The sequence below is a fragment of the Streptomyces sp. NPDC058464 genome (genome assembly GCF_042721035.1).
Classification (GTDB): Bacteria; Actinomycetota; Actinomycetes; order Streptomycetales; family Streptomycetaceae; genus Streptomyces.
This window is the reverse complement of record NZ_JBHXMA010000009.1, coordinates 1-19,256: the sequence shown is the minus strand read 5'-3', so window position 1 is coordinate 19,256 and position 19,256 is coordinate 1. Positions and strand designations below refer to the sequence as shown.

Annotated in this window: 14 protein-coding genes and 1 tRNA gene; 9 read left to right on the top strand and 6 right to left on the bottom strand. The window is 73.4% G+C overall.

Annotation, left to right across the window (positions count from 1 at the left end):
• The first annotated feature begins 14 nt into the window (after nt 1–14).
• Entirely contained in the window at nt 15–413 is a 399-nt protein-coding gene (locus tag ACFWPQ_RS14400; protein ID WP_384033274.1) for a winged helix-turn-helix transcriptional regulator, read from the top strand.
• A gap of 317 nt (nt 414–730) precedes the next feature.
• Complete coding sequence (locus ACFWPQ_RS14395; RefSeq protein ID WP_361298298.1) at nt 731–1,396, top strand: nitroreductase; 666 nt, start codon at nt 731–733, stop codon at nt 1,394–1,396.
• Nucleotides 1,397–1,712: 316 nt separating this feature from the next.
• On the opposite strand, the gene ACFWPQ_RS14390 is transcribed toward ACFWPQ_RS14395, so the two are convergent.
• Nucleotides 1,713–1,786: transfer RNA gene (locus tag ACFWPQ_RS14390), tRNA-Pro, on the bottom strand.
• A 45-nt stretch (nt 1,787–1,831) separates the two neighbouring features.
• A complete protein-coding gene (locus tag ACFWPQ_RS14385) occupies nt 1,832–3,259 on the bottom strand; it encodes an MFS transporter (protein WP_384033271.1) in 1,428 nt (475 codons plus the stop codon).
• 226 nt (nt 3,260–3,485) lie between these two features.
• Between ACFWPQ_RS14385 and ACFWPQ_RS14380 the strand changes: the two genes are divergently transcribed.
• Nucleotides 3,486–4,061, top strand: coding sequence for a TetR/AcrR family transcriptional regulator (locus tag ACFWPQ_RS14380; RefSeq protein WP_384033268.1), 576 nt, complete (start codon nt 3,486–3,488; stop codon nt 4,059–4,061).
• 71 nt (nt 4,062–4,132) lie between these two features.
• Here the strand turns inward: ACFWPQ_RS14380 and ACFWPQ_RS14375 are convergent, their stop codons facing one another.
• Entirely contained in the window at nt 4,133–5,383 is a 1,251-nt protein-coding gene (locus tag ACFWPQ_RS14375) for a PP2C family protein-serine/threonine phosphatase (RefSeq protein WP_384033265.1), read from the bottom strand.
• 307 nt (nt 5,384–5,690) lie between these two features.
• On the opposite strand from ACFWPQ_RS14375, the gene ACFWPQ_RS14370 reads away from it, so the two are divergent.
• The 6 genes from ACFWPQ_RS14370 to ACFWPQ_RS14345 all read left to right on the top strand — a co-directional run bounded on the left by ACFWPQ_RS14370 (nt 5,691) and on the right by ACFWPQ_RS14345 (nt 14,776).
• Nucleotides 5,691–6,659, top strand: a complete 969-nt coding sequence (locus ACFWPQ_RS14370; RefSeq protein WP_384033262.1) for a cyclase family protein — start codon at nt 5,691–5,693, stop codon at nt 6,657–6,659.
• 105 nt (nt 6,660–6,764) lie between these two features.
• Entirely contained in the window at nt 6,765–9,797 is a 3,033-nt protein-coding gene (locus ACFWPQ_RS14365) for a SpoIIE family protein phosphatase (RefSeq protein WP_384033259.1), read from the top strand.
• A 142-nt stretch (nt 9,798–9,939) separates the two neighbouring features.
• The gene (locus ACFWPQ_RS14360; protein ID WP_384033256.1) at nt 9,940–11,505 is read left to right on the top strand and encodes a sugar ABC transporter ATP-binding protein; all 1,566 of its coding nucleotides are present in this window, start codon (nt 9,940–9,942) and stop codon (nt 11,503–11,505) included.
• A complete protein-coding gene (locus tag ACFWPQ_RS14355) occupies nt 11,502–12,596 on the top strand; it encodes an ABC transporter permease (RefSeq protein ID WP_384033253.1) in 1,095 nt (364 codons plus the stop codon). Before ACFWPQ_RS14360 ends, ACFWPQ_RS14355 begins: the two co-directional genes overlap by 4 nt.
• 74 nt (nt 12,597–12,670) lie before the next feature.
• Entirely contained in the window at nt 12,671–13,840 is a 1,170-nt protein-coding gene (locus ACFWPQ_RS14350) for a substrate-binding domain-containing protein (protein ID WP_384033251.1), read from the top strand.
• A 312-nt stretch (nt 13,841–14,152) separates the two neighbouring features.
• On the top strand, nt 14,153–14,776 hold the full coding sequence (locus ACFWPQ_RS14345; protein WP_384033789.1) for a DedA family protein: 624 nt from the start codon (nt 14,153–14,155) through the stop codon (nt 14,774–14,776).
• Nucleotides 14,777–14,833: 57 nt separating this feature from the next.
• Here the strand turns inward: ACFWPQ_RS14345 and ACFWPQ_RS14340 are convergent, their stop codons facing one another.
• The 3 genes from ACFWPQ_RS14340 to ACFWPQ_RS14330 all read right to left on the bottom strand — a co-directional run.
• The gene (locus tag ACFWPQ_RS14340; protein WP_384033248.1) at nt 14,834–16,345 is read right to left on the bottom strand and encodes a sensor histidine kinase; all 1,512 of its coding nucleotides are present in this window, start codon (nt 16,343–16,345) and stop codon (nt 14,834–14,836) included.
• On the bottom strand, nt 16,342–17,088 hold the full coding sequence (locus tag ACFWPQ_RS14335) for a response regulator transcription factor (protein ID WP_383710046.1): 747 nt from the start codon (nt 17,086–17,088) through the stop codon (nt 16,342–16,344). The genes ACFWPQ_RS14340 and ACFWPQ_RS14335 overlap by 4 nt, the downstream gene beginning before the upstream one ends.
• A gap of 20 nt (nt 17,089–17,108) precedes the next feature.
• On the bottom strand, nt 17,109–19,256 hold a 2,148-nt coding region (locus ACFWPQ_RS14330; protein WP_384033244.1), incomplete at its 5' end, for a glycosyltransferase family 39 protein.

Genomic DNA, 19,256 nt, shown 5'->3' with positions numbered 1-19,256 from the left:
AACGGATACCCACCATGCCTGCCCCACAACAGCCCAGGCCGCTCGGCCGGACCGCTCATCCGCAGTCGGCCGATGCCTCTCCAGCCATCACTGGGGCCTTCACCCTGCTCAGCAGACGCTGGAACGGCCCGATCCTCATGGCACTGGCCAAAGGCCCGGCCGGCTTCGCACAGATCCGGGAGCGCGTCCCCGGCATCAGCAACCGCATGCTCACCCAGCGACTCCAGGAACTGACCGCGATCGATCTGGTCGCCCAGGACGTCCGGCCAGGGCAGTCCCCACGAACCCGTTACACGCTCTCTCCGCACGGCAAAGCCTTCCTCATCCCCCTCGCCGTTCTGTTCCTGTGGGCGGAAGACCACCTTCCAGCGAGCGGCTCACCATCGGATCAACCGGCTGCGCCAGGTCACTGACCGCTTTTTCCCGGTCAGTTGTCGACTGCCGGGTTCACAGGCGCACCACGACTCCCGAACGCCACCGTGCGGCCGGCTTAGGACTCCGTCATGACGTTCCCGCGTCGCCGCCACCGCCACGTCTCCCTTCGCCGGGTGAGCGGGAGCCGAGCTCGCGACGATCGGAGCGCCGCACCGGGCGCCCCCGTCGTCGGCTGTGCGGACGCGTCCCGACATCAGCGCCGTTTCTGCCGTTTTACACATATCTTTACATTCTGGAATCCTCCAACCGCCGAAAGGGGGAAGGCGCGTGGAGCGGATGAGGGAGACTGGTGATCTTGGACGTCTACGAGGCAGTCACGAGCCGACGAGCCGTACGCGGATTCATCGACCGGCCCGTCCCGAGGGAGGTCCTGGAGCGGGTACTCTCCGGTGCGGCCTGGGCGCCGTCCGGGTCGAACCTCCAGCCCTGGCGCGTGTACGTGCTGACCGGCCGAGCGCTGGGCAAACTCAAGGAGCTCGCGGGCGGGCGCGTGACCGCGAGCGATCCCTGGGACGAGCGGGAGTACGAGATGTACCCGCAGACACTGAAGTCCCCGTACCGCGAGCGCCGGTCCGCCTTCGGCGCGGAGCGCTACAGCTCACTCGGCATCGCGCACGAGGACTGGGAGGCCCGGCAGAGAGCCGCCTCCGCCAACTGGCAGTGCTTCGGCGCACCCGCCGCCCTGTTCTGCTACATCGACCGGGACCTGGGCCGGCCCCAGTGGTCCGACGTGGGCATGTATCTGCAGACCGTGATGCTGCTGCTCCGCGCCGAAGGCCTGCACAGCTGCCCGCAGATGGCGTGGTCCGTCTACCGAAAGTCCGTCGCGGAGGTCCTGTCGCCGCCGGACGACCTCATCCTCTTCTGCGGCATGTCGATCGGATTCGAGGACACCGCAGTACCGTACGCCCGTACGGGCCGAGCTTCGCTCGACGAGACGGTCACGTTCGTCGACGACTAGCCGGCGGTACTCCTGAGGACGTCCTGCCGACGTCCTGCCGACGTCCGTGAAGCGTTGCTCGCAGCTGCTCGCCCCCGCCGAGCCCCAGCCCGGGATGGTCTACCGACCCTGAGCCGGCTCGACCGCTCACCCGCGGTGCAGTCCGGATTCCGGCCGCCGTGCTCGACAACGCCACAGTGACCTTGTTCGAATCCAAGAGCGACATCTTCGCCAACATCGAACAAAAGTGCCAATGAGCGGCTCGCTCAACCTCGAAGCCGGCCCCCACGCGAAAAGGGCCCCCGCAGGCTTTCGCCCGCGAAGACCCTTCGCTGCGTCGGGACGACAGGATTTGAACCTGCGACCCCTTGACCCCCAGTCAAGTGCGCTACCAAGCTGCGCCACGTCCCGCTGCGGAGTCACGCGGTGGTTTCCGCGTGATCACGCAGGTCAACACTACCGCACGCGTACGGGTGCTGCGGCCGACCGCTCCGTGACCGGGTCCACTGCGCGGGTCGCGCGGCGGACCGGGACGAGCAGGGCGGCCCCGGCGGCGGTCAGGCAGAACAGTGCGAGCAGGGCCCAGGCGTGGGTGTAGCCGGAGGCGTACGGCAGTCCGGAGGGCTGGAGCCGGCCGGTGACCAGGACGCTGGTGAGCGCGGCGCCGATGGAGCCGCCGATCGTGCGGATGTTGGCGTTCATACCGGTCGCGGCGCCGGTCTGCTCGGGCGGGACGCTGCCGACGATGAGGTTGGCCATCGAGGCGAAGGCCAGGCCGATGCCGAGGCCGAACAGTCCCGCGACGACGCCGATCTGCCACTGCTCGTCGTGCCAGAGGGTGAGGAAGCCGCAGGCCAGCGCGCCGAGCGCGGCTCCCGCGGTGAGCTGCGCCTTGGCGCCGACGCGGGGTTCCAGGCGGCCGCCGATGACGCCCGAGAGGAACATGGCGATGAGCATCGGCAGCATGAGCAGGCCGGACTCTGTGACGGTCGCGCCGAAGCCGTAGCCGGCCGAGGCGGGGGTCTGGACGAAGCCGGGCAGGAAGGACCAGATCGCGTACATGCCGGCGCCGAAGAGGAGGGCGGCCGTGTTGGTGGTCCAGACGGCGGGCAGCCGCATCACGCGCAGGTCGATGAGCGGGGTGGCGGAGCGGGACTCGGTGAGCAGCCAGACGGCGAACAGGACGACGGCCGTACCGAACAGGCCGAGCACCTTGGCCGAGCCCCAGCCCCACTGCCCGGCCTGGCTCAGCGGCAGCAGCAGCGCCACCAGCCAGGCGGAGAGCAGCCCGGCGCCGAGCCAGCTGACGCTGCCCTCGGCCCGCTTGGGGGACTCGGGAACGTAGCGGGCGGCGATCAGGACGGTCGCGGCGACCACGCCGACCGGGATCCAGAACAGCCAGCGGTAGTCGAGCGCCGAGACGATCGGTCCCGCGGCCACGATGCCGACGCCGCCGCCGGCCGCGATCACCGCGGACAGGTTGCTGATGCTGCCGCTGACCTCGGCCGGGGTGAACTCGTCGCGGATGATGCCGAAGGAGAGCGGGAACAGGGCGCCGCCGATGCCCTGGACGACCCGGGCGATGATCAGGACGCCGATGTTGGGCGCGAGCGCGGCGATCAGGCAGCCGGCCAGGACGGCCAGCAGCACGGCGACGAGGGTGCGCTTCTTGCCGACCAGGTCGCCGACCCGGCCGAGTATCGGGGTGAAGACCGAGGCGGACAGCAGATAGGCCGTCATCACCCAGGTCGCGGTGGACTGGGAGGTGTGCAGGGCGTGCTGGACGGTCGGCAGGGCCGGTGCGACCAGCGACTGAAGCATGGAGAACACGCCGGCACCGGTCGCGAGGACCGCGAAGGTGAGGCGGGTGGACTTCCGGGGCATGAAGGGCCTCTCCGAAATCGGAACGGAGGGAAAGGGAAAGGGTGAGGCTGAGGGAGACGTCCGTGAGCGTGCGGGAAGGGGACACCTGGCCGCGTCCGACCATGGCGATACCGCTCCGCACTGCTAAAGTGGAGGTACCCCTCCACTCTACTGGAGGCGACCCTCCGCTTCAACCGAAGTCGAGGAAACCCTCCGGTTCATCCTTGTCACACGGGAGGCAACAGTGATGGACAGCCCGTTCCCCGTCAGTGAGATCGTCGCGTCCCGGAGACCGCACCGTAAGGACGCGGCCCGCAACTACGACGCGCTGGTGACGGCCGCCCGCGAGGCGTTCGCCGAGCGGGGCGCCGACGTCTCCCTGGAGGACGTCGCCCGCCGCGCGGGGGTCGGGATCGGCACCCTCTACCGGAACTTCCCCACCCGCCGCGACCTCTTCGAGAGCGTCTACGCGGACGAGGTCAACGCGCTGTGCCGGGCCGCCGTGGAGCTGGCCGAGCTGGAGCCGTGGGAGGCGCTGACGTCGTGGCTGGACCGCTTCACCGGCTACATGGTCACCAAGCGGGCGGTGCGCGAGGCCCTGAACGACGAGTCGGAGATCTTCCAGGCCTGCCGTGACTCGATGTACGCGGCCGGCGGCCCGCTGATGGAGCGGGCCCAGAAGGCGGGCGTGGTCCGCACCGACATGGAGATCGGCGACCTGCTCCGCATGGTCTCCGGCATCACGGCGACGGCCTTCGAGGACGACGCCCAGCGTGACCGCGTCCTCGGCATCGCCCTGGACGGGGTGCGCACCGGCCGTTAGCGGGCGCCGGTCCCCCGCCGGAGCCCCTCGTCGGAACGCCCTGCCGGAGTCCCCCGTCGGAGTCCCGCGGCTCAGAGCCGTACGACGATGAGCGCGATGTCGTCCCGGCCGCCGCTGGCGACGCCCAGCCGGGCCAGCACGGTGTCGGCGAGCTCCTCGGTGCCCAGGTGGATGAACTCGCCGAGGACGTCGGCCAGTTGGCCCAGACCGACATCGATGTCCTGGTCCCGCCGCTCGATGAGCCCGTCGGTGTACAGGACGAGGGTGTCGCCGGGCTTGTACGGCAGGCTCGCCTGTGGGCGCGGGACGTGCTGCGGACGGGCGCCGAGCGGCGGGTCGGTCGCCTGGTCCAGCAGTTCGCAGCTGCCGTCGGGGTGGATGAGCATCGGCGGCGGATGGCCCGCACTGCTGTAGGTGATCAGACGGCTGCGCATGTCGACGACCGCCTTGACCGCGGTGGTGCCCAGCGCCCCCTCGACGGACCTGGCGTACAGACCGAGTACCTCCAACGCCTGGGCGGGGCGCTCCAGGGCCCGGATCGCGGCGGACAGCGCGCTGCGGAGCATGCCCATGACGGCCGCCGCCTCCAGGCCGTGCCCGATGACGTCGCCGACCGCGACGGCGAGCCGGTCGGGTGCGATGTCCACGACGTCGTACCAGTCGCCGCAGACGTTGAGGGAGCCGGTCGCGGGCAGGTAGCGCACCGCGATGTCGCGGTGGTGGGCCAGGTCGGGGACGTGGAGCATGGCTTCCTGGAGGATGACGGCGACCTCGCGTTCGCGGGTGTGGGCCTGCCGCAGTTCCTCGTTCAGCCGTTGCAGCTCCCGCGCCCGTGCGTACAGCTCCGCCTCCAGGGCCTGGGTCTCCTGCGGGCGCTCCGCCGCGCGGACGCCCTCGGGGTGGGTGGCCCGGTACTCCTTGACGAACGCGGTGACGTCCTCCACCCGGTGGATGATGTAGTCCACCTGCCCGGCCGCGCCGAGCACGGGGGTGTTCACCGGGGACCACCAGCGCTCTTCGAAGACCCCCGGCCGGCCCATCACGGGGATGTCGTACTTCTGCAGCGCCATCGTGTCGGACCGGCCGGTGGCGAGGACCCGGTGCAGGGAGGCATCGAGGTTCTTCACCCCGTCGGCGTCCGGGTCGGCGGGGTTGTCCGGGAACGCGACGAAGATGTGCCGCCCGAGGAGGTCCTCCCGGGTGCGTCCGGTGGCCGCCAGATAGGCCCGGTTCACATCGACGATGACCAGGTCCGGACCGAGTACCAGGTACGGGCTCGGTGTCGCGGCGAACAGCGCCGTGTGATCAACCCGCGATGCCACCGCTGACGCTCCTTCCCGCCTCAACGGCTTCCTCCTCAATCTACGGTCGGTCCTGCGGCTCTGCCCGGCGTGCGGCGTCACGGAGCGCGGTCGCCGCAGTCCTCGGAGCACGGTCGCCGCAGTCCTCGCGGACCCCGCGCCCCGGCGACCCCGCGACCCGGCGACCCCGCGACCCGGCGATCCGGCGATCCGGCGCGGGCCGTGCCAGGCTGGGAATCCGGCCGGCAGGCCCGCGAGGCGCCGGCGGACCGCGAGGCGATGACGGCCACCGGGGCCGTGAGTCGACGCTGGGAACGGGTGGGTACGGATGAGCGCGAGCCCTGCGGACGGCCGGGATCCCGGTCCGCCCGGCGCCGGGAACGGCCCCGCCGTCTCCCGCCGGGAGTTCGACGCGCTCTTCGAGGCGGTCCGCGCCTGGGGCCGCTGGACCCCGGCCGACCGGGGCGCCTGGAACCGGGCGACCCCGGAGCGGGTACGACGGGCCACGGGCGCCGTGCGGTCCGGTCGGGTCGTGCCGCTGGGCCTGCCCTGGAACACCGTGCCCGGCCCCGACAACCCCCGGCCCGCCCTGCACCACATGACCGATCTCGGTGACGTGGAGCGCCCGGAGCCCGCCACCCACAAGGACTTCATCGCCGCCGACTACCACGGCAAGGCCGTCACCCACCTCGACGCCCTGTGCCATGTCTCCTACCGGGGGCAGCTGTACGACGGCCGGACGGCGAAGGACGTCGTCGGCGCCGCGGGGGCCCGCTTCGGAGCGGTGTCGGCGCTCGGCCCCCTCGTCACCCGGGGTGTGCTCCTCGACCTCCCCGCCGTCCTGGGGATCCGCTGGCTGGAGCCGGGGCTGGCGGTGCACGCGGAGGACGTACTCGCCGCGGAAGAGGCACTCGGCGTGCGGATCGGCGACGGCGACGCGGTACTCCTGCGCTCCGGGCAGCCCCGCCGCCGCGCGGACCTCGGTGCCTGGGACCCGGGCACGGCCTCCGCGGGCCTCCACGTGGACGCCGTACCGCTGCTGGCCGAGCGTGGCATCGCGCTGCTCGGCGGTGACGGCGACAGTGACGTACGGCCCTCCCCCGTGGACGGTGTGCACTCGCCCGTCCACGCCCTGGTCGTGGCCGCGATGGGGGTGCCGCTGCTGGACAACCTCGATCTGGAGGCCCTGTCGGACGCGGCGGCCCGGGCGGGGCGGCACGAGTTCCTGCTCGTCGTGGCGCCGCTGAACATCCCGGGCGGCACGGGCTCGCCGGTCAACCCGGTCGCCGTGCTGTGACCCCGGATACCCGGTGCTCAATGTTACGAATTTGGCATATGTATCACTATTTCGGGGGAAATGACTTAGAAGAAACGAACTCTGCAGGCGCGAGTGAGGCGAAGCGTGGTTCGGGGCGGTGGGAAAGCGATACCGACGGGGCATGCGCCGGACGGCAAAGGGCCCGCCCGCTCGCGTGAGCGCTTCCTGCAGGGCGAGGCGGTCGCAGCCGGCGTGCGCGCGCCCATCTCGAACTCGTGGCAGCGCTGCCGGGCCCTGGGCCTCTCCCCCGACCAGCCCGGACTTCCCTTCCGGGACGACTTCGAGCGGGACGCCCGGATCGTCCGCGCGGCCGTGCCGGTGCTCGACCGGCTGCAGTCCTGGTTCGCCGGCAGCAGGATGAACATCTCCGTGGCCGATGCGAACGGGACCGTCCTGCTGCGCCGTTTCGGGGAGACGTCGCTGGCCGGCAGCCTCCCGGCGTTCCAGCGCGTCCCCGGGTTCGTGTTCGCCGAGCGGTACGCCGGCACCAACGGGATCGGGCTCGCCCTGGCGGAGCGGCAACTCGTCCAGGTGTACGGCGCCGAGCACTTCGCCGAGCGCGCGCAGGGCAACGCCTGCCGGGCACTGCCCGTCCGTGACCCGATCAGCGGCCGTATCGAGGGCGTCCTGTGCCTCGGCTACCCGCGCAGCGCCGAGGACCCGGCGCTGGCCACCGTGATACGCCGGGCGGCCCACGCCATCGAGAAGCGGCTGCTCGGACAGAGCTCCGAACGCGAGCGCGCCCTGCTCCGCGCCTACCTGGACACCGGCGCCGAGACCGCCGCCGAGCCCCACCAAAGCGTCGGGGTCGGCGAACTGACCCTCGGGATGCGCCCCTGCGACCGGGCGATCCTGATGGAGAAGGCCGCGGAGCTGATCTCCTGCGCACAGCGGGCCGCGGTCCGCGTGCCCCTCTCCGACGGCCGGCGGGTCACGCTGGTGAGCCGCCCGATGACGACCGCCACCGGGGTGGAGGGCTTCGTCACCGAGGCCATCCTGTCCGGCCCCGCCCGGCACGAGCCCCTCCTCGTCCCACAGCCTGCCGAGCCGCCGCCGCGCCGCACCCTCCTGCTCGCCGAGTCCACCCGCGACACCACCGTGCCCGCCGACACCACCGTGCCCGCCGAACCCGCCGCGGCCGTCGAACCCGTCGCCCCCGAGGTCGGTGCGGCGTCCCCCCTCCCCGTGGTCCCCGCCGTCCCGCCGGCCGCGGCCTTCCCCCTCGTCGCGGTGCCCGGCCCGCTGCCCGGCACCGCGGCGAGGGGCCTCGTACCCCTGCGAGCCGACGCGCGCGGCGCCGACGCGTCGGCGGGCGGTCCGGGGGGTGTGCCGGGCGGGGGCGACCGCACGGGAGGCGGACCCGGCGGCACGACCGGCGGCACGACCGGCAGCCGCGGTTCGCCGCCCCCGGCCAGGGGGCTGGTGCTGGTGGGAGAGCCGCACGTGGGGCGGTACGCCCTCGCGGCCCGTCGCCGTCTGGAGCTGCTGACCGACGCCAGCACCCGCATCGGGACCACCCTGGACGTGCGCCGCACCGCCGAGGAACTCGCCGAGACGGCGGTGCCACGGCTCGCCGACCACGTCACGATCGACCTGCCCGAGGCCGTACTGCGGGGCGAGGAGGCCGCCGATCCCTTCTCCGACCTGTACCGCACGGTGGTCCACGGCATCGACGACGACTGTCCGTTCCACCCGGTCGGCAAACGTATCGACTACAACCCGGCCACCCCGCACCTGCGCTGCCTGACCAGCGGGCAGGCGGTGCTGGAACCGGACCTGCGGACCGCCGTGGGCTGGCGCGCCCACGACCCGGAGCGCACCGAGGTGATGCTGACCCACGTCCACTCGCTCATCGCCGTCCCCCTCGTGGCCCGCGGCGTCACCCTCGGCGTTGCCGCGTTCTACCGTGGGCAGCATCCCGCGCCCTTCGACGACGACGACCGTTCGCTCGTCCAGGAACTCGCCGGCCGCGCGGCCCTGTCCATCGACAACGCCCGGCGCTACACACGGGAGCGCAGCATGGTCCTGGCGCTGCAGCGCAGCCTGCTCCCGCAGGGGCTGCCGGACCAGGACGCCGTCGACGTGGCGCATCGCTACCTGCCCGCGGAGTCCGACGTGGCCGGGGACTGGTACGACGTCATCCCGCTCTCCGGCACCCGGGTCGGCCTGCTGGTCGGTGACGTCGTGGGCCACGGCATGCTCTCGGCCGCCACCATGGGACGGCTGTGCACCGCCGCACGCAGCTACGCCGAACTCGACTTCTCCCCGGACGAGGTCCTCACCCACCTCGACAACCTGGTGGGACGCCTCGACCGGGAGGCCCCCGCCTCGAGCGAGGCGGGCATCTTCGGCGCGACCTGCCTGTACGCCGTCTACGACCCGACCACGCAGCAGTGCACCATGGCCCGCGCCGGGCATCCGCCGCCCGCGGTCGTCCACCCCGACGGCGCGGTCTCCTTCCCCGACCTGCCCGCCGGTCCCCCGCTGGGCCTCGGCGGCCTGCCCTTCGAGGCCGTCGACATCGACCTCCCCGAGGACAGCCGGCTGGTCCTCTACACCGACGGGCTCATCGAGAGCCGCAACCGTGACGCCGACCTGGTTCTCGACCGGTTGCGGACCGCCCTCTCCCACCCGGGCCGCACGCCCGACGAGATCTGCGAGACGGTCCTGGACACCGTGGCGCCGGTGCACCCCCGTGACGACATCGCCCTGCTCGTCGCCCGTACCCACGCCCTGGCCCCGGATCGGATCGCCGCCTGGGACCTGCCCGCCGACCCCTCCCTCGTCAGCGAGGTCCGCTCGTCGGCGCTGCGCCGGCTGGCCGACTGGGGGCTGGAGGAGGCCGGGTTCGCCGCGGAGCTGGTGCTGAGCGAGCTGGTCACCAACGCCATCCGCCACGGCTCCGGTCCCGTCCGGGTCCGACTGCTGAACGGCCGCACCCTGATCTGCGAGGTCTCCGACTGCAGCAACACCGCCCCGCACCTGCGCCGGGCGGCCACCACCGACGAGGGCGGCCGCGGCCTGTTCCTGGTGGCCCAGCTGGCGCGGAGCTGGGGCACCCGCTACATCCGGCAGGGCAAGGTCATCTGGGCCGAGTGCGGGCCCGACGCCGCCTGAGACCGGGGACGCGGCTGACCCGTTGGTGTCATCGCGGGCGTCCAATCCGTGATGACGCGGGCGTTGAACACGTAATGAGATGACTTGTCGCACTAATATCGCGGCGAGAGTCGGGAAGAAACCGCCAGGCCGACCCCCGGAGATGTCCGTGCACGACCCTCCCGACACCCCCGAGCAGGTGGGCACGGCCTCCGGAGCCCTGGGAGCCGACCCCCTGGTACGGATCCGTGGGCTCGCCAAGCGGTTCGGCGGGACCCGCGCGCTGGACGGGGTCGACCTCGACGTCCGGGCGGGCAGCGTCCTCGCCCTCCTCGGCCCCAACGGTGCCGGGAAGTCGACGCTCATCAAGGTGCTCGCGGGGGTCCACCACGCCGACGCGGGCTCGGTCACGGTGGCCGGGCACCCGCTCGGCAGCCACGCCGCCGCCCGCAGCATGTCCTTCATCCACCAGGACCTCGGGCTCGTGGAGTGGATGACCGTCGCCGAGAACATCGCCCTGACCGCCGGTTATCCGCGCCGTGCCGGACTGATCTCCTGGCGGCGGACCCGGGAGCGCTGCGCCGAGGCCCTGGAGACGGTCGCCGCGCACCTCGATCCCGAGACGCCGGTCGCCCGGCTCGCCCCCGCCGAGCGTTCGCTGGTCGCCGTCGGCCGGGCCCTCGCGGCCCGCGCGCGGCTCCTCGTGCTCGACGAGCCGACCGCCCGGCTGCCCGCCGCGGACTGCGCCCGGCTCTTCCGGGTGCTGCACAGCCTGCGCGACCGGGGCCACGGCATCCTCTATGTCACCCACCGCATGGACGAGGTGTACCAGGTGGCCGACACCTTCGCCGTGCTGCGCGACGGCAGGCTGGTCAGCCAGGGCCCGCTGGCGGGCCACAGCCCCGTCCGGCTGGTCCACGACATCGTCGGCGAGGAACCACCGGGCCGCCCGCTCCCCGTGACCGCCCCCGTGGGCGGCCCGGCCGTCCTGGGCCTCGACGGCGTGCGGACCGCCGGGACGGCGCCGGTCACCCTGGAGCTGAGGGCCGGGGAGGCGCTCGGCCTGGTCGGTCTCTCGGGCGCCGGGCACGTGGAGCTGGGCCGCGCGCTGGCCGGCGCCCGGCCCTTCCTCGGCGGCCGGGCCCTCCTGGCAGGCCGGCCCTACCGGCCCCGTACGGTCACCGACGCCGTCGCCGCCGGGGTCGGCCTCGTACCCGGGGACAGACAGCGGGAGGGCTGTGCCATGGGGCTGACCGTGCGCGAGAACCTGCTGGCCAATCCCCGGGCGGGCGGTCCGCGGGCGCCGCGCTGGATCGGCCCGCGCCGCGAGCGGGCCCGGGCCGCGGAGCTGATCGAACGGTTCGCGGTGCGTCCCCGCGACGGCGAGGCCCCCCTCGCCGCCCTGTCCGGCGGCAACCAGCAGAAGGTCCTGATCGGCCGGTGGCTCAGGGCGGACCTGCGCCTGCTGATCCTGGAGGAGCCGACCGCGAGTGTGGACGTCGGCGCCAGGGCCGCGGTCCACCGTCTGCTCGACGAGGCGCTGGCCGGCGGTCTCGCGGTGCTGCTCGTCTCGACCGACTTCGAGGAGGTGGCGGGCGTGTGCCGGCGCGCCCTGGTGTTCGTCCGCGGCCGGGTGGCGGCCGAGCTGAGCGGTGCGGACCTCACGGTCACGGCGCTCGCCCGGGCGGCGTCGGCCCTGCCGGCCCCCGGAACGACCACGGAATCATGACGGCAGCGCCCTCGCCCGCCCCGCCCCGTTCCCGGCCGCCGCGGCGGCGTCCGGCGGCCGGGCACCTCGCGGGCGCCTACGGCCTGCTGGGCCTCACCGCCCTGCTCGTCCTGGTCTTCTCCCTCGCGCTGCCGCGCACGTTCCCCACCCGGGACACCGTCGACGCGATCCTGTCCAACCAGTCGATCCCGGCCGTCCTGGCGCTCGCCGCCATGGTCCCCGTCGTGACCGGCTCCTTCGATCTCTCCCTCGGCTACGGTCTCGGCCTCGCCCACGTCATGGTGCTGCAGCTCGTCGTCCACGCCGGATGGCCCTGGCCCTGGGCCTGCCTCGTGGTGATCGCAGGCGGCGGGGTGGTGGGCGTCCTCAACGGCGTGGTCGTCGAGTTCGGCCGGATCGACTCCTTCATCGCCACCCTCGGCACCGGCAGCATGCTGTACGCCGTGACCGGCTGGGTCACCGGCGGCGGCAGGATCGTCCCGGGCCCGCAGGGCCTGCCGGCCGCCTTCACCGACCTCTACGACGCCACGCTCCTCGGCCTGCCGCTGCCCGCGTTCTACGTCCTCGCGCTCGCCGTCGTCCTCTGGGTGGTGCTGGAGCGGCTGCCGCTCGGCCGGTTCCTCTACGTCATCGGGGCCAATCCGCGCGCCGCCGAACTGGTCGGCATCCCGATCCGCAGGTACACCGTCTACGCGTTCGCCGCGTCGGGGCTGATCGTCGGCTTCGCCGGGGTGCTGCTGGCGGCCCAGCAGCAGATCGGCAACCCCAGCGTCGGCCTCGACTATCTGCTGCCCGCGTTCGTCGGGGCCCTCCTCGGCTCCACCGCGATCAGACCGGGCCGTCCCAACGCCCTGGGCACGCTCGTCGCCGTCGCCGTGCTCGCCGTCGGCCTCACCGGCATCGGACAGCTCGGCGCCGCGTTCTGGACGGTCCCCCTGTTCTACGGCGGCACGCTGCTGCTCGCCGTCGGTCTGGCCGGCTACTCCGCCCGTCGGCTGCGCACCGGGGCCGACGCGGCCCGCGACGCACCGCCCGCCGTGCCGCGGCCGCCGACGGGGTCCGGCGGCGGAACCGCGGACACCGCGCCATGACCCACGCCGGCGGCTCCGTCCCCCGCACCGGCCCCCGCCACGCCCTGCCGTCCGTGCCTGCGCGAGGGGCTTCCGTGCGCCGCGCCCGCGAGGTCCCCACCTCCCGGACCGGCCGGGCCAGGTCCCTCTGCCTCGCGTTGCTGGCGGCGGGCGTCACGGCCCTGACCGGCTGTCAGCACGGCTCGTCGGACAACCCCGCGCCCGTCGCCACCGGCCCGGGCGGCTGCCCCGTCGTCCAGGCCGGGGCCCGGGCCGCCGTCGCACGGGCGGAGCGGTCCGACACCGCCTGGAACGGACCGACCACCGGCCCCGCGGCGGTGTCCGGCAGAACGATCGTCTTCGTGGCGCAGACCATGACCAACCCCGGGGTCGCGGGGGTCGCCAACGGCCTGCGGGAGGCCGCGCGCGTCATCGGCTGGCAGGTCCGGGTGATCGACGGCGGCGGCAGCCCGGCGGGCATCCAGGCGGCCATGGGCGAGGCGGTGGCCCTGCGGCCCTCTGGCATCGTGATCGGGGGCTTCGACCCCGGCTCGACGTCCCAGCAGGTCGCCGCGGCCGGCCGGGCCGGCATCCCGCTCGTCGGCTGGCACGCGGTCGCCGCCCCCGGCCCGAGCAGACGGCCCCCGCTCTTCACCAACGTCACCACCCGGGTCGAGGACGTCGCCGGCATCAGCGCGCAGTGGATCATCGCGCACTCCGGCGGCCGGGCCGGGGTCGTCCTGTTCACCGACGCCTCGGTCCCCTTCGCGAAGCGGAAGTCCGACCTGATCAGGGCGAAGCTCGCCACCTGCGCCGGGGTACGGCTGCTCGCGTACGAGAACATCCCGATCCCCGACGCGAGCAGCCGCACCCCGCGCGAGGTCGCCTCCCTGCTCGCCCGGTTCCCGGACACGTGGACCCACTCCGTCGCCATCAACGACCTGTACTTCGCCGACGCCGCCCCCGCCTTCCGCGCCGCAGGCCGGAAGGGGACGGGCCCGCCCTTCAACATCGGTGCCGGGGACGGCGACCCGTCCGCCTTCCAGCGCATCGACAGCGGGCAGTACCAGTCCGCCACCGTTCCCGAGCCGCTGTCGCAGCAGGGCTGGCAGATCGTCGACGAGTTCAACCGCGCCTTCTCCGGCCGTCCCGCCAGCGGATATGTCGCCCCCACCCACGTCTCGACGGCCGCCAACAGCGCCGGAGCCACGTCCTGGGACCCCCCGGGCTACCGCGAGGCCTACCGGAGGATCTGGGACCGGTGACCCATCGCCGGCCCGCGCCCGGCCGCGCCGGCGTCCCGGGGGGCCGGTGACCCGGGGGGGCCGGTGGACCACGGCGGCCGCCCGGGGCCTGACCCGCGCCGCCCTCCCGCTTCCCCAGCGGCGGCCGGCGAGCCGTCCGCCGCGGATCGCGTCCCGGGAGCCCACCGCGCCCCGCGCAGCATCGAGCCACCCGCCTCACGCGGAAGCCGCCGGCGGATCGTCCCGGACGCGCGGTGTTCAAGGCGGGTCCCCGGCCGCCGGCACGCGACACTTGAGTGAGACGGCCGGCGACAGGGCGGGGAGGCGAGCGTGGTGATCGCCGTCAATCCGACGGACAGCGGCTCGCTGCTCGCCGCCTTCGGTGCGCTGGGCGTCCTGGCGGTGATCTTCGCCGAGTCGGGGCTGCTGGTCGTCGGCTTCTTCCTGCCGGGTGACACGCTGCTGTTCCCGGCCGGTGTGCTGTGCGCGGCGACCGCGGACCGGCCGCCGCGGCTGGAGCTCTGGCAGGTACTGCTGTGCGCGGCCGTCGGTGCGGTGGCGGGCGGACAGGTCGGCTATCTGATCGGCCGGCACGGCGGGCGGCCGCTGCTGGCCCGTACCTCCCGGCCGCGGGTGCGGGAGGGCGCCGCCCGGGCGGAGCTGCTGCTCGCCCGGTACGGATACGGCAAGGCGCTGGTGATCGGCCGTTTCGTGCCGATGCTCCGGTCGGTGCTGCATCCGGCGGCCGGGGCGCTCGGGGTGCCGGTGCGGCCGTTCACCCTCTGGCAGGCCGTCGGCGGAATCCTCTGGTCGCAGAGCTTCGTCCTCGCCGGGTACGCCCTGGGCTCCTCGGTCTCCCACATCGACCGCTATCTGCTGCCGCTGGTCGGCGCGATCGTCGTCCTGTCCCTGCTGCCGCTGCTGGTCGAGGCCCGCCGGGCCCGCCGCAGCCGCTGACCCCGGCCGCTGACCCCTGCCGCGGCCTCCGACCGGGGCTCCGGGGCCGCGGCCGGGTCAGTCCGCCGTCGGCAGGACCAGCCGGAACGTGCAGCCCCGGCCGGGCGCCGTGTCCAGTTCGAGGCGGCCGCGATGGCCCTCGGCGATGGTCGCCGCGATGGCCAGGCCGAGACCGCTGCCGCCGTGGGCGCGGGAGCGGGACGGGTCGGCCCGGTAGAAGCGCTCGAAGACGTGCTCGGCGTCGGCCGCGGCGAGGCCGGGACCCTCGTCGGCGACCTCCAGGACGGCCACCGTCGATCCCGGGGGCAGCGGAGCGGAGGCCGAGTAGCGTCCCGGGCGGTTGGTGCCGCCGGCCCGGAAGCCGGCCGTGGTGACGCCGACCCGCACATGCACCGGGGTGTTCGGCGGAGTGTGGGTACGGGCGTTCGACAGCAGGTTCTCCACGATCTGCCGCAGCCGGTGCGGATCGCCGACGGCCGGGACTATGTCCAGCTCCCCGCCGTTCCCGCCGTCGCCGCACAGCGGGCCGAGGTCGGTCGGATGCCCGCTGCCGTGCACGGCGGCGCCGCTCACCGCGTCGGCCGCCACCGACAGCAGGTCGACCGGCTCCGACTGGTACGCCGGTTCCTTGTCGAGGGTGGCGAGCAGTTGCAGGTCGTCGACGAGGAGACCCATGCGCTCGGCGTTCTGCGCGATGAGCCGCTGCGCCTCCCGCTCCTCCTCCGCCGAGCGGCGTTCCGGACGCAGCGCGAGCTGGGCGTACCCCTGGATGGAGGTGAGCGGGGTGCGCAGTTCGTGCCCGGCGTCGGCGACGAACCGGCGCAGCCGGGCCTCGGATGCCTCGCGCTCCGCCAGCGCCCGCTGGAGCCGGTCCAGCATCGAGTTCAGGACCCGTCCGAGCCGGCCGATCTCGGTGTGCGGGTCGGTGTCGGGCAGCCGCAGGTCCGGCCGGCTCTCGGTGATGTCGGCCGCGGTGCGCTCCATCCGGGTCAGCGGCAGCAGTCCCAGCCGTACCACCGACCGGCCGAGGGCGAGCAGGGCGGCGATCGTGACGGCCAGCAGCACGCCGTCCAGCCAGAGGAGTTTCGACGTGGCGCCGTCGACCGTGTCGAGCGGCAGGGCGACCACGATCTTCGTGCCGTCGTCGCCGTCGCGCAGGACCACCCGCCAGTGGCCGCCTCCGGAGACGGCGGGGAGGGTGCCGGGCGTGCCCTCCCGCAGGCTCAGGTTCCGGGCGGATCCGGGCAGCTCGGGCCCGGGCTTGTCCTTCGAGCCGAGCGTCGTCTTCATGAGGTGGCTCTTGGCGTCGTAGACGTAGATCCGGAAGTCCGAGGGCAGAGCCGACTGCTGGCCCTGATCCGTGTCGGACTTCCGCAGTGCCTCCAGGAACGCGCGCGACGGCGGCTGGAAGCCGGTCAGCTGCTGGTCGACCCGGTCCACCAGCCAGGAGCGCAGCACGACGAACCCGGCCAGCTGGGACGCGAGCACCGCGGCGGTGGCCAGCAGGGTGACGCCGATGACGAGCCGGCCGCGCAGGGACTTGAGGGCGGCGGCGAGACGGCGCCTCACGACTCGGACGCCTCCTGGTGGTCGCGGGGCAGCCGCAGGCAGTAGCCGACGCCGCGGACCGTGTGGATCAGCGGCGGGTCGAACCGGTCGATCTTGCGGCGCAGGTACTTCACGTACGTCTCGATGATGCGCTGGTCCCCCGCGAAGTCGTAGCTCCAGACGTGGTCGACGATCTGGGTCTTGCTCACCACCTGCCCGGCGTTGACCAGCAGGTAGCGCAGCAGCCGGAACTCCGTGGGGGACAGCGAGACGTACTGACCGGCCCGGTGCACCTCGTGCGCGAGCTCGTCGAGTTCGACGTCGGCGTAGCGCAGCACGCCGACGGGCGCGGGCGGTTCGGGGTCGCCGGCGGTGCGGCGCAGGATGGCCTCGATGCGGAGCAGGACCTCCTCGATGTTGAAGGGCTTCGCCACGTAGTCGTCACCGCCCGCCGCCAGCCCCTTGATGCGGTCGTCGACGCCGGTGCGGGCGGTCAGGAACAGCACGGGTACGTCGTTCCCGGCCGCCCGCAGCCTGCGGGTCACCTCGAAGCCGTCGAGGTCCGGCAGCATGACGTCGAGGAGCATCAGGTGCGGCTGCACCCGCTCCACCTCGACCAGGGCGGACTGCCCGCTGTCCGCGCCGCTCACCTCGTAGCCGCCCGCGAGGCGGAGGGTCGATTCCAGCAGCGTGCGGATGCTGGGCTCGTCCTCGACGACGAGGAGCCGGTACCTGGATTCCGCGGTCGCGGACGGCGGGGTCATGGTGCGTTCTTCCGTTTCTCTCAGTGCTGGTCGGCCGCGCAGTCGTACAGGACGGTGGCGCCGCCGAACCCGGCGGTGCTGCTCGTGCTCGTGCTCGACGAGCCGCCGTACGCCGAGGCGGGGACCTTGGTGCAGTTCTTCGCGATCCACTGGGTGCGCTGCTGCCCGGCGCCACTGGCTCCGCCCGGGCCCCCGGTCATCCCACCGGCCCCCGAGTCGGTGCCGAGCACGTAGCGCAGTTCACCGCTCTTCGTCCACTTCTCCAGCTGGTCGGTGGACGGGACGTCGTCCATGCCCGTGAAGCCGCCCATGCCGATCACCGTCTCGTCGCTGTCCAGTATGAACGCGGCGGCAGCCGTGGCGCCGCTCGCCACGGCCAGCTTGATCCGTGCGTTCGGCGCGTTCTTGACGGCGTAGGCGAGGATCTTGCGCTGCTCGCCGGTGAGCTCGGCACCGCCCATGCCGCCCATGCCGCCCATCCCGCCGGCCTTGCTGCCCGAGCCGCTCGGCAACGACGGCATGCCCTGGCCGGTGGAGCCTCCGGAGGCCGCGGCACCGCCGGTCGGCATACCGGAGGGCATACCGGAAGGCATGCTTCCGGACGGAAAGCCGTCGGACTGGCCGGAACCCGAACCGGTCGCACCGGTCCCGCGGCCGGAGAACCCCGGCATGCCGGAGGGCATCCCCGTTCCTCCGGTCCCACCGCCCGAGCCCCGGCCCGGCATCCCCTTGCCACCGAACATCGAGGTCATGGGCCCGGCGCTCGGGTTGGTGCCGCCCATGCCCTGGTCCTTGCTCCCGGCCTCGCTCACGGCCCAGGCCCCGGGCGCGAGCAGCACCGCGAGGACCGCCGCCAGCACCGTGACGGGCACCAGCCGCCGGCGCTGTCGTACCAGGAAGAGCAGGACGACGGCGGCGCAGCCCGCGAGCAGCACCGGCCAGGCCAGCCAGCCGTTCCAGTCCGGGTTGCGGCGGATGACCACGACGGCCCAGATCACCGTGGCGGCGACCGTGACGGCCCCCGCCACCGGCGCCCAGCGCACCCCGCTGCGGTGCAGCCGGGCCAGGAGGACGAAGCCGCCACCGCACAACGCGGCGATCGCCGGGGCGAGTTGGGTGGTGTAGTAGGGGTGGAAGATGCCCTGCTGAGTACTGAAGACGGCGGCGCACACCACCAGCCAGCCACCCCACAGGACCCAGCCCGACAGTGGCAGCAGGTCAGTGGCGGCCAGCCGGCCACGGCGGCGCAGCACCTCCGCCGCCACCGCGACGGCGAGCAGCACGCCGCACGCCGGCAGCAGCCAGCTGATCTGCCCGCCCACCTGGTCGTTGAAGAGGCGCCCGGCACCGGCCTCGCCGCCGAACGCACCGCCGAAGCCCTGGGTCGTGTCACCGCTGGAGCCGAAGATCCGGCCGAGGCCGTTGTAGCCGATGATCAGGTTCCAGGCCGAGCCGTCCTCGCTGCCACCGATGTACGGGTGGTCGCCGGGCCACAGGGCCACCATGGCGACCCACCACATCGACGACGCCAGCAGCACCCCCGTCGCGGCCGCGAGCCGCCACAGCCGCGCGGCCCAGGTACCAACCGCGCCGACCAGCCAGGCGGCGGCGAACGCGGGCAGGACCATCCAGGCCGCGAGCATCTTGGTGAGGAACCCGCAGCCGATCAGGAAACCGCTCGCGCACAGCCAGTACGTCGCGGCCCTGCCCTCCGTGTGCAGGGCGCGGGTGAGGGCGTAGGCGGCCGACACCAGCAGCAGCACGAGCAGGCTGTCCGGATTGTTGTCCCGGTTGATGGCCACCGTGATCGGAGTGACCGTGAGTACCAGGGCGGCGAGCAGCGCGGCCCGCTCGCCCGCCCAGCGGCGCACGGTGCGGTGCAGCACGAGCACCGCGGCGACGCCTTCGAGGGCCTGGGGCAGGATCAGCGCCCAGCCGTGCATGCCGAATATCTTGCTGCTGATCACCTGCGGCCACAGCGCGGCCGGCGGCTTGTCGACGGTGACGACGCCGGCCGGGTCGAAAGAGCCGAACAGGAAGTTGGTCCAGCTGCGGCCCATCGACTTCACGGCGGCCGAGTAGTAGCTGTTGCCCCAGCCGAGCGAGCTCAGCGACCAGGCGTACAGGACCGCGGCGAGGACCAGGATCGCGCCGAGTGCCGCCGGCGC

Bases quoted from the DNA above. Each gene is read 5' to 3' on its own strand.
- ACFWPQ_RS14400 (WP_384033274.1), top strand. From the start codon at position 15: ATGCCTGCCCCACAACAGCCCAGGCCGCTCGGCCGGACCGCTCATCCG.
- ACFWPQ_RS14385 (WP_384033271.1), bottom strand. From the start codon at position 3,259: ATGCCCCGGAAGTCCACCCGCCTCACCTTCGCGGTCCTCGCGACCGGT.
- ACFWPQ_RS14380 (WP_384033268.1), top strand. From the start codon at position 3,486: ATGGACAGCCCGTTCCCCGTCAGTGAGATCGTCGCGTCCCGGAGACCG.
- ACFWPQ_RS14370 (WP_384033262.1), top strand. From the start codon at position 5,691: ATGAGCGCGAGCCCTGCGGACGGCCGGGATCCCGGTCCGCCCGGCGCC.
- ACFWPQ_RS14360 (WP_384033256.1), top strand. From the start codon at position 9,940: ATGTCCGTGCACGACCCTCCCGACACCCCCGAGCAGGTGGGCACGGCC.
- ACFWPQ_RS14355 (WP_384033253.1), top strand. From the start codon at position 11,502: ATGACGGCAGCGCCCTCGCCCGCCCCGCCCCGTTCCCGGCCGCCGCGG.
- ACFWPQ_RS14335 (WP_383710046.1), bottom strand. From the start codon at position 17,088: ATGACCCCGCCGTCCGCGACCGCGGAATCCAGGTACCGGCTCCTCGTC.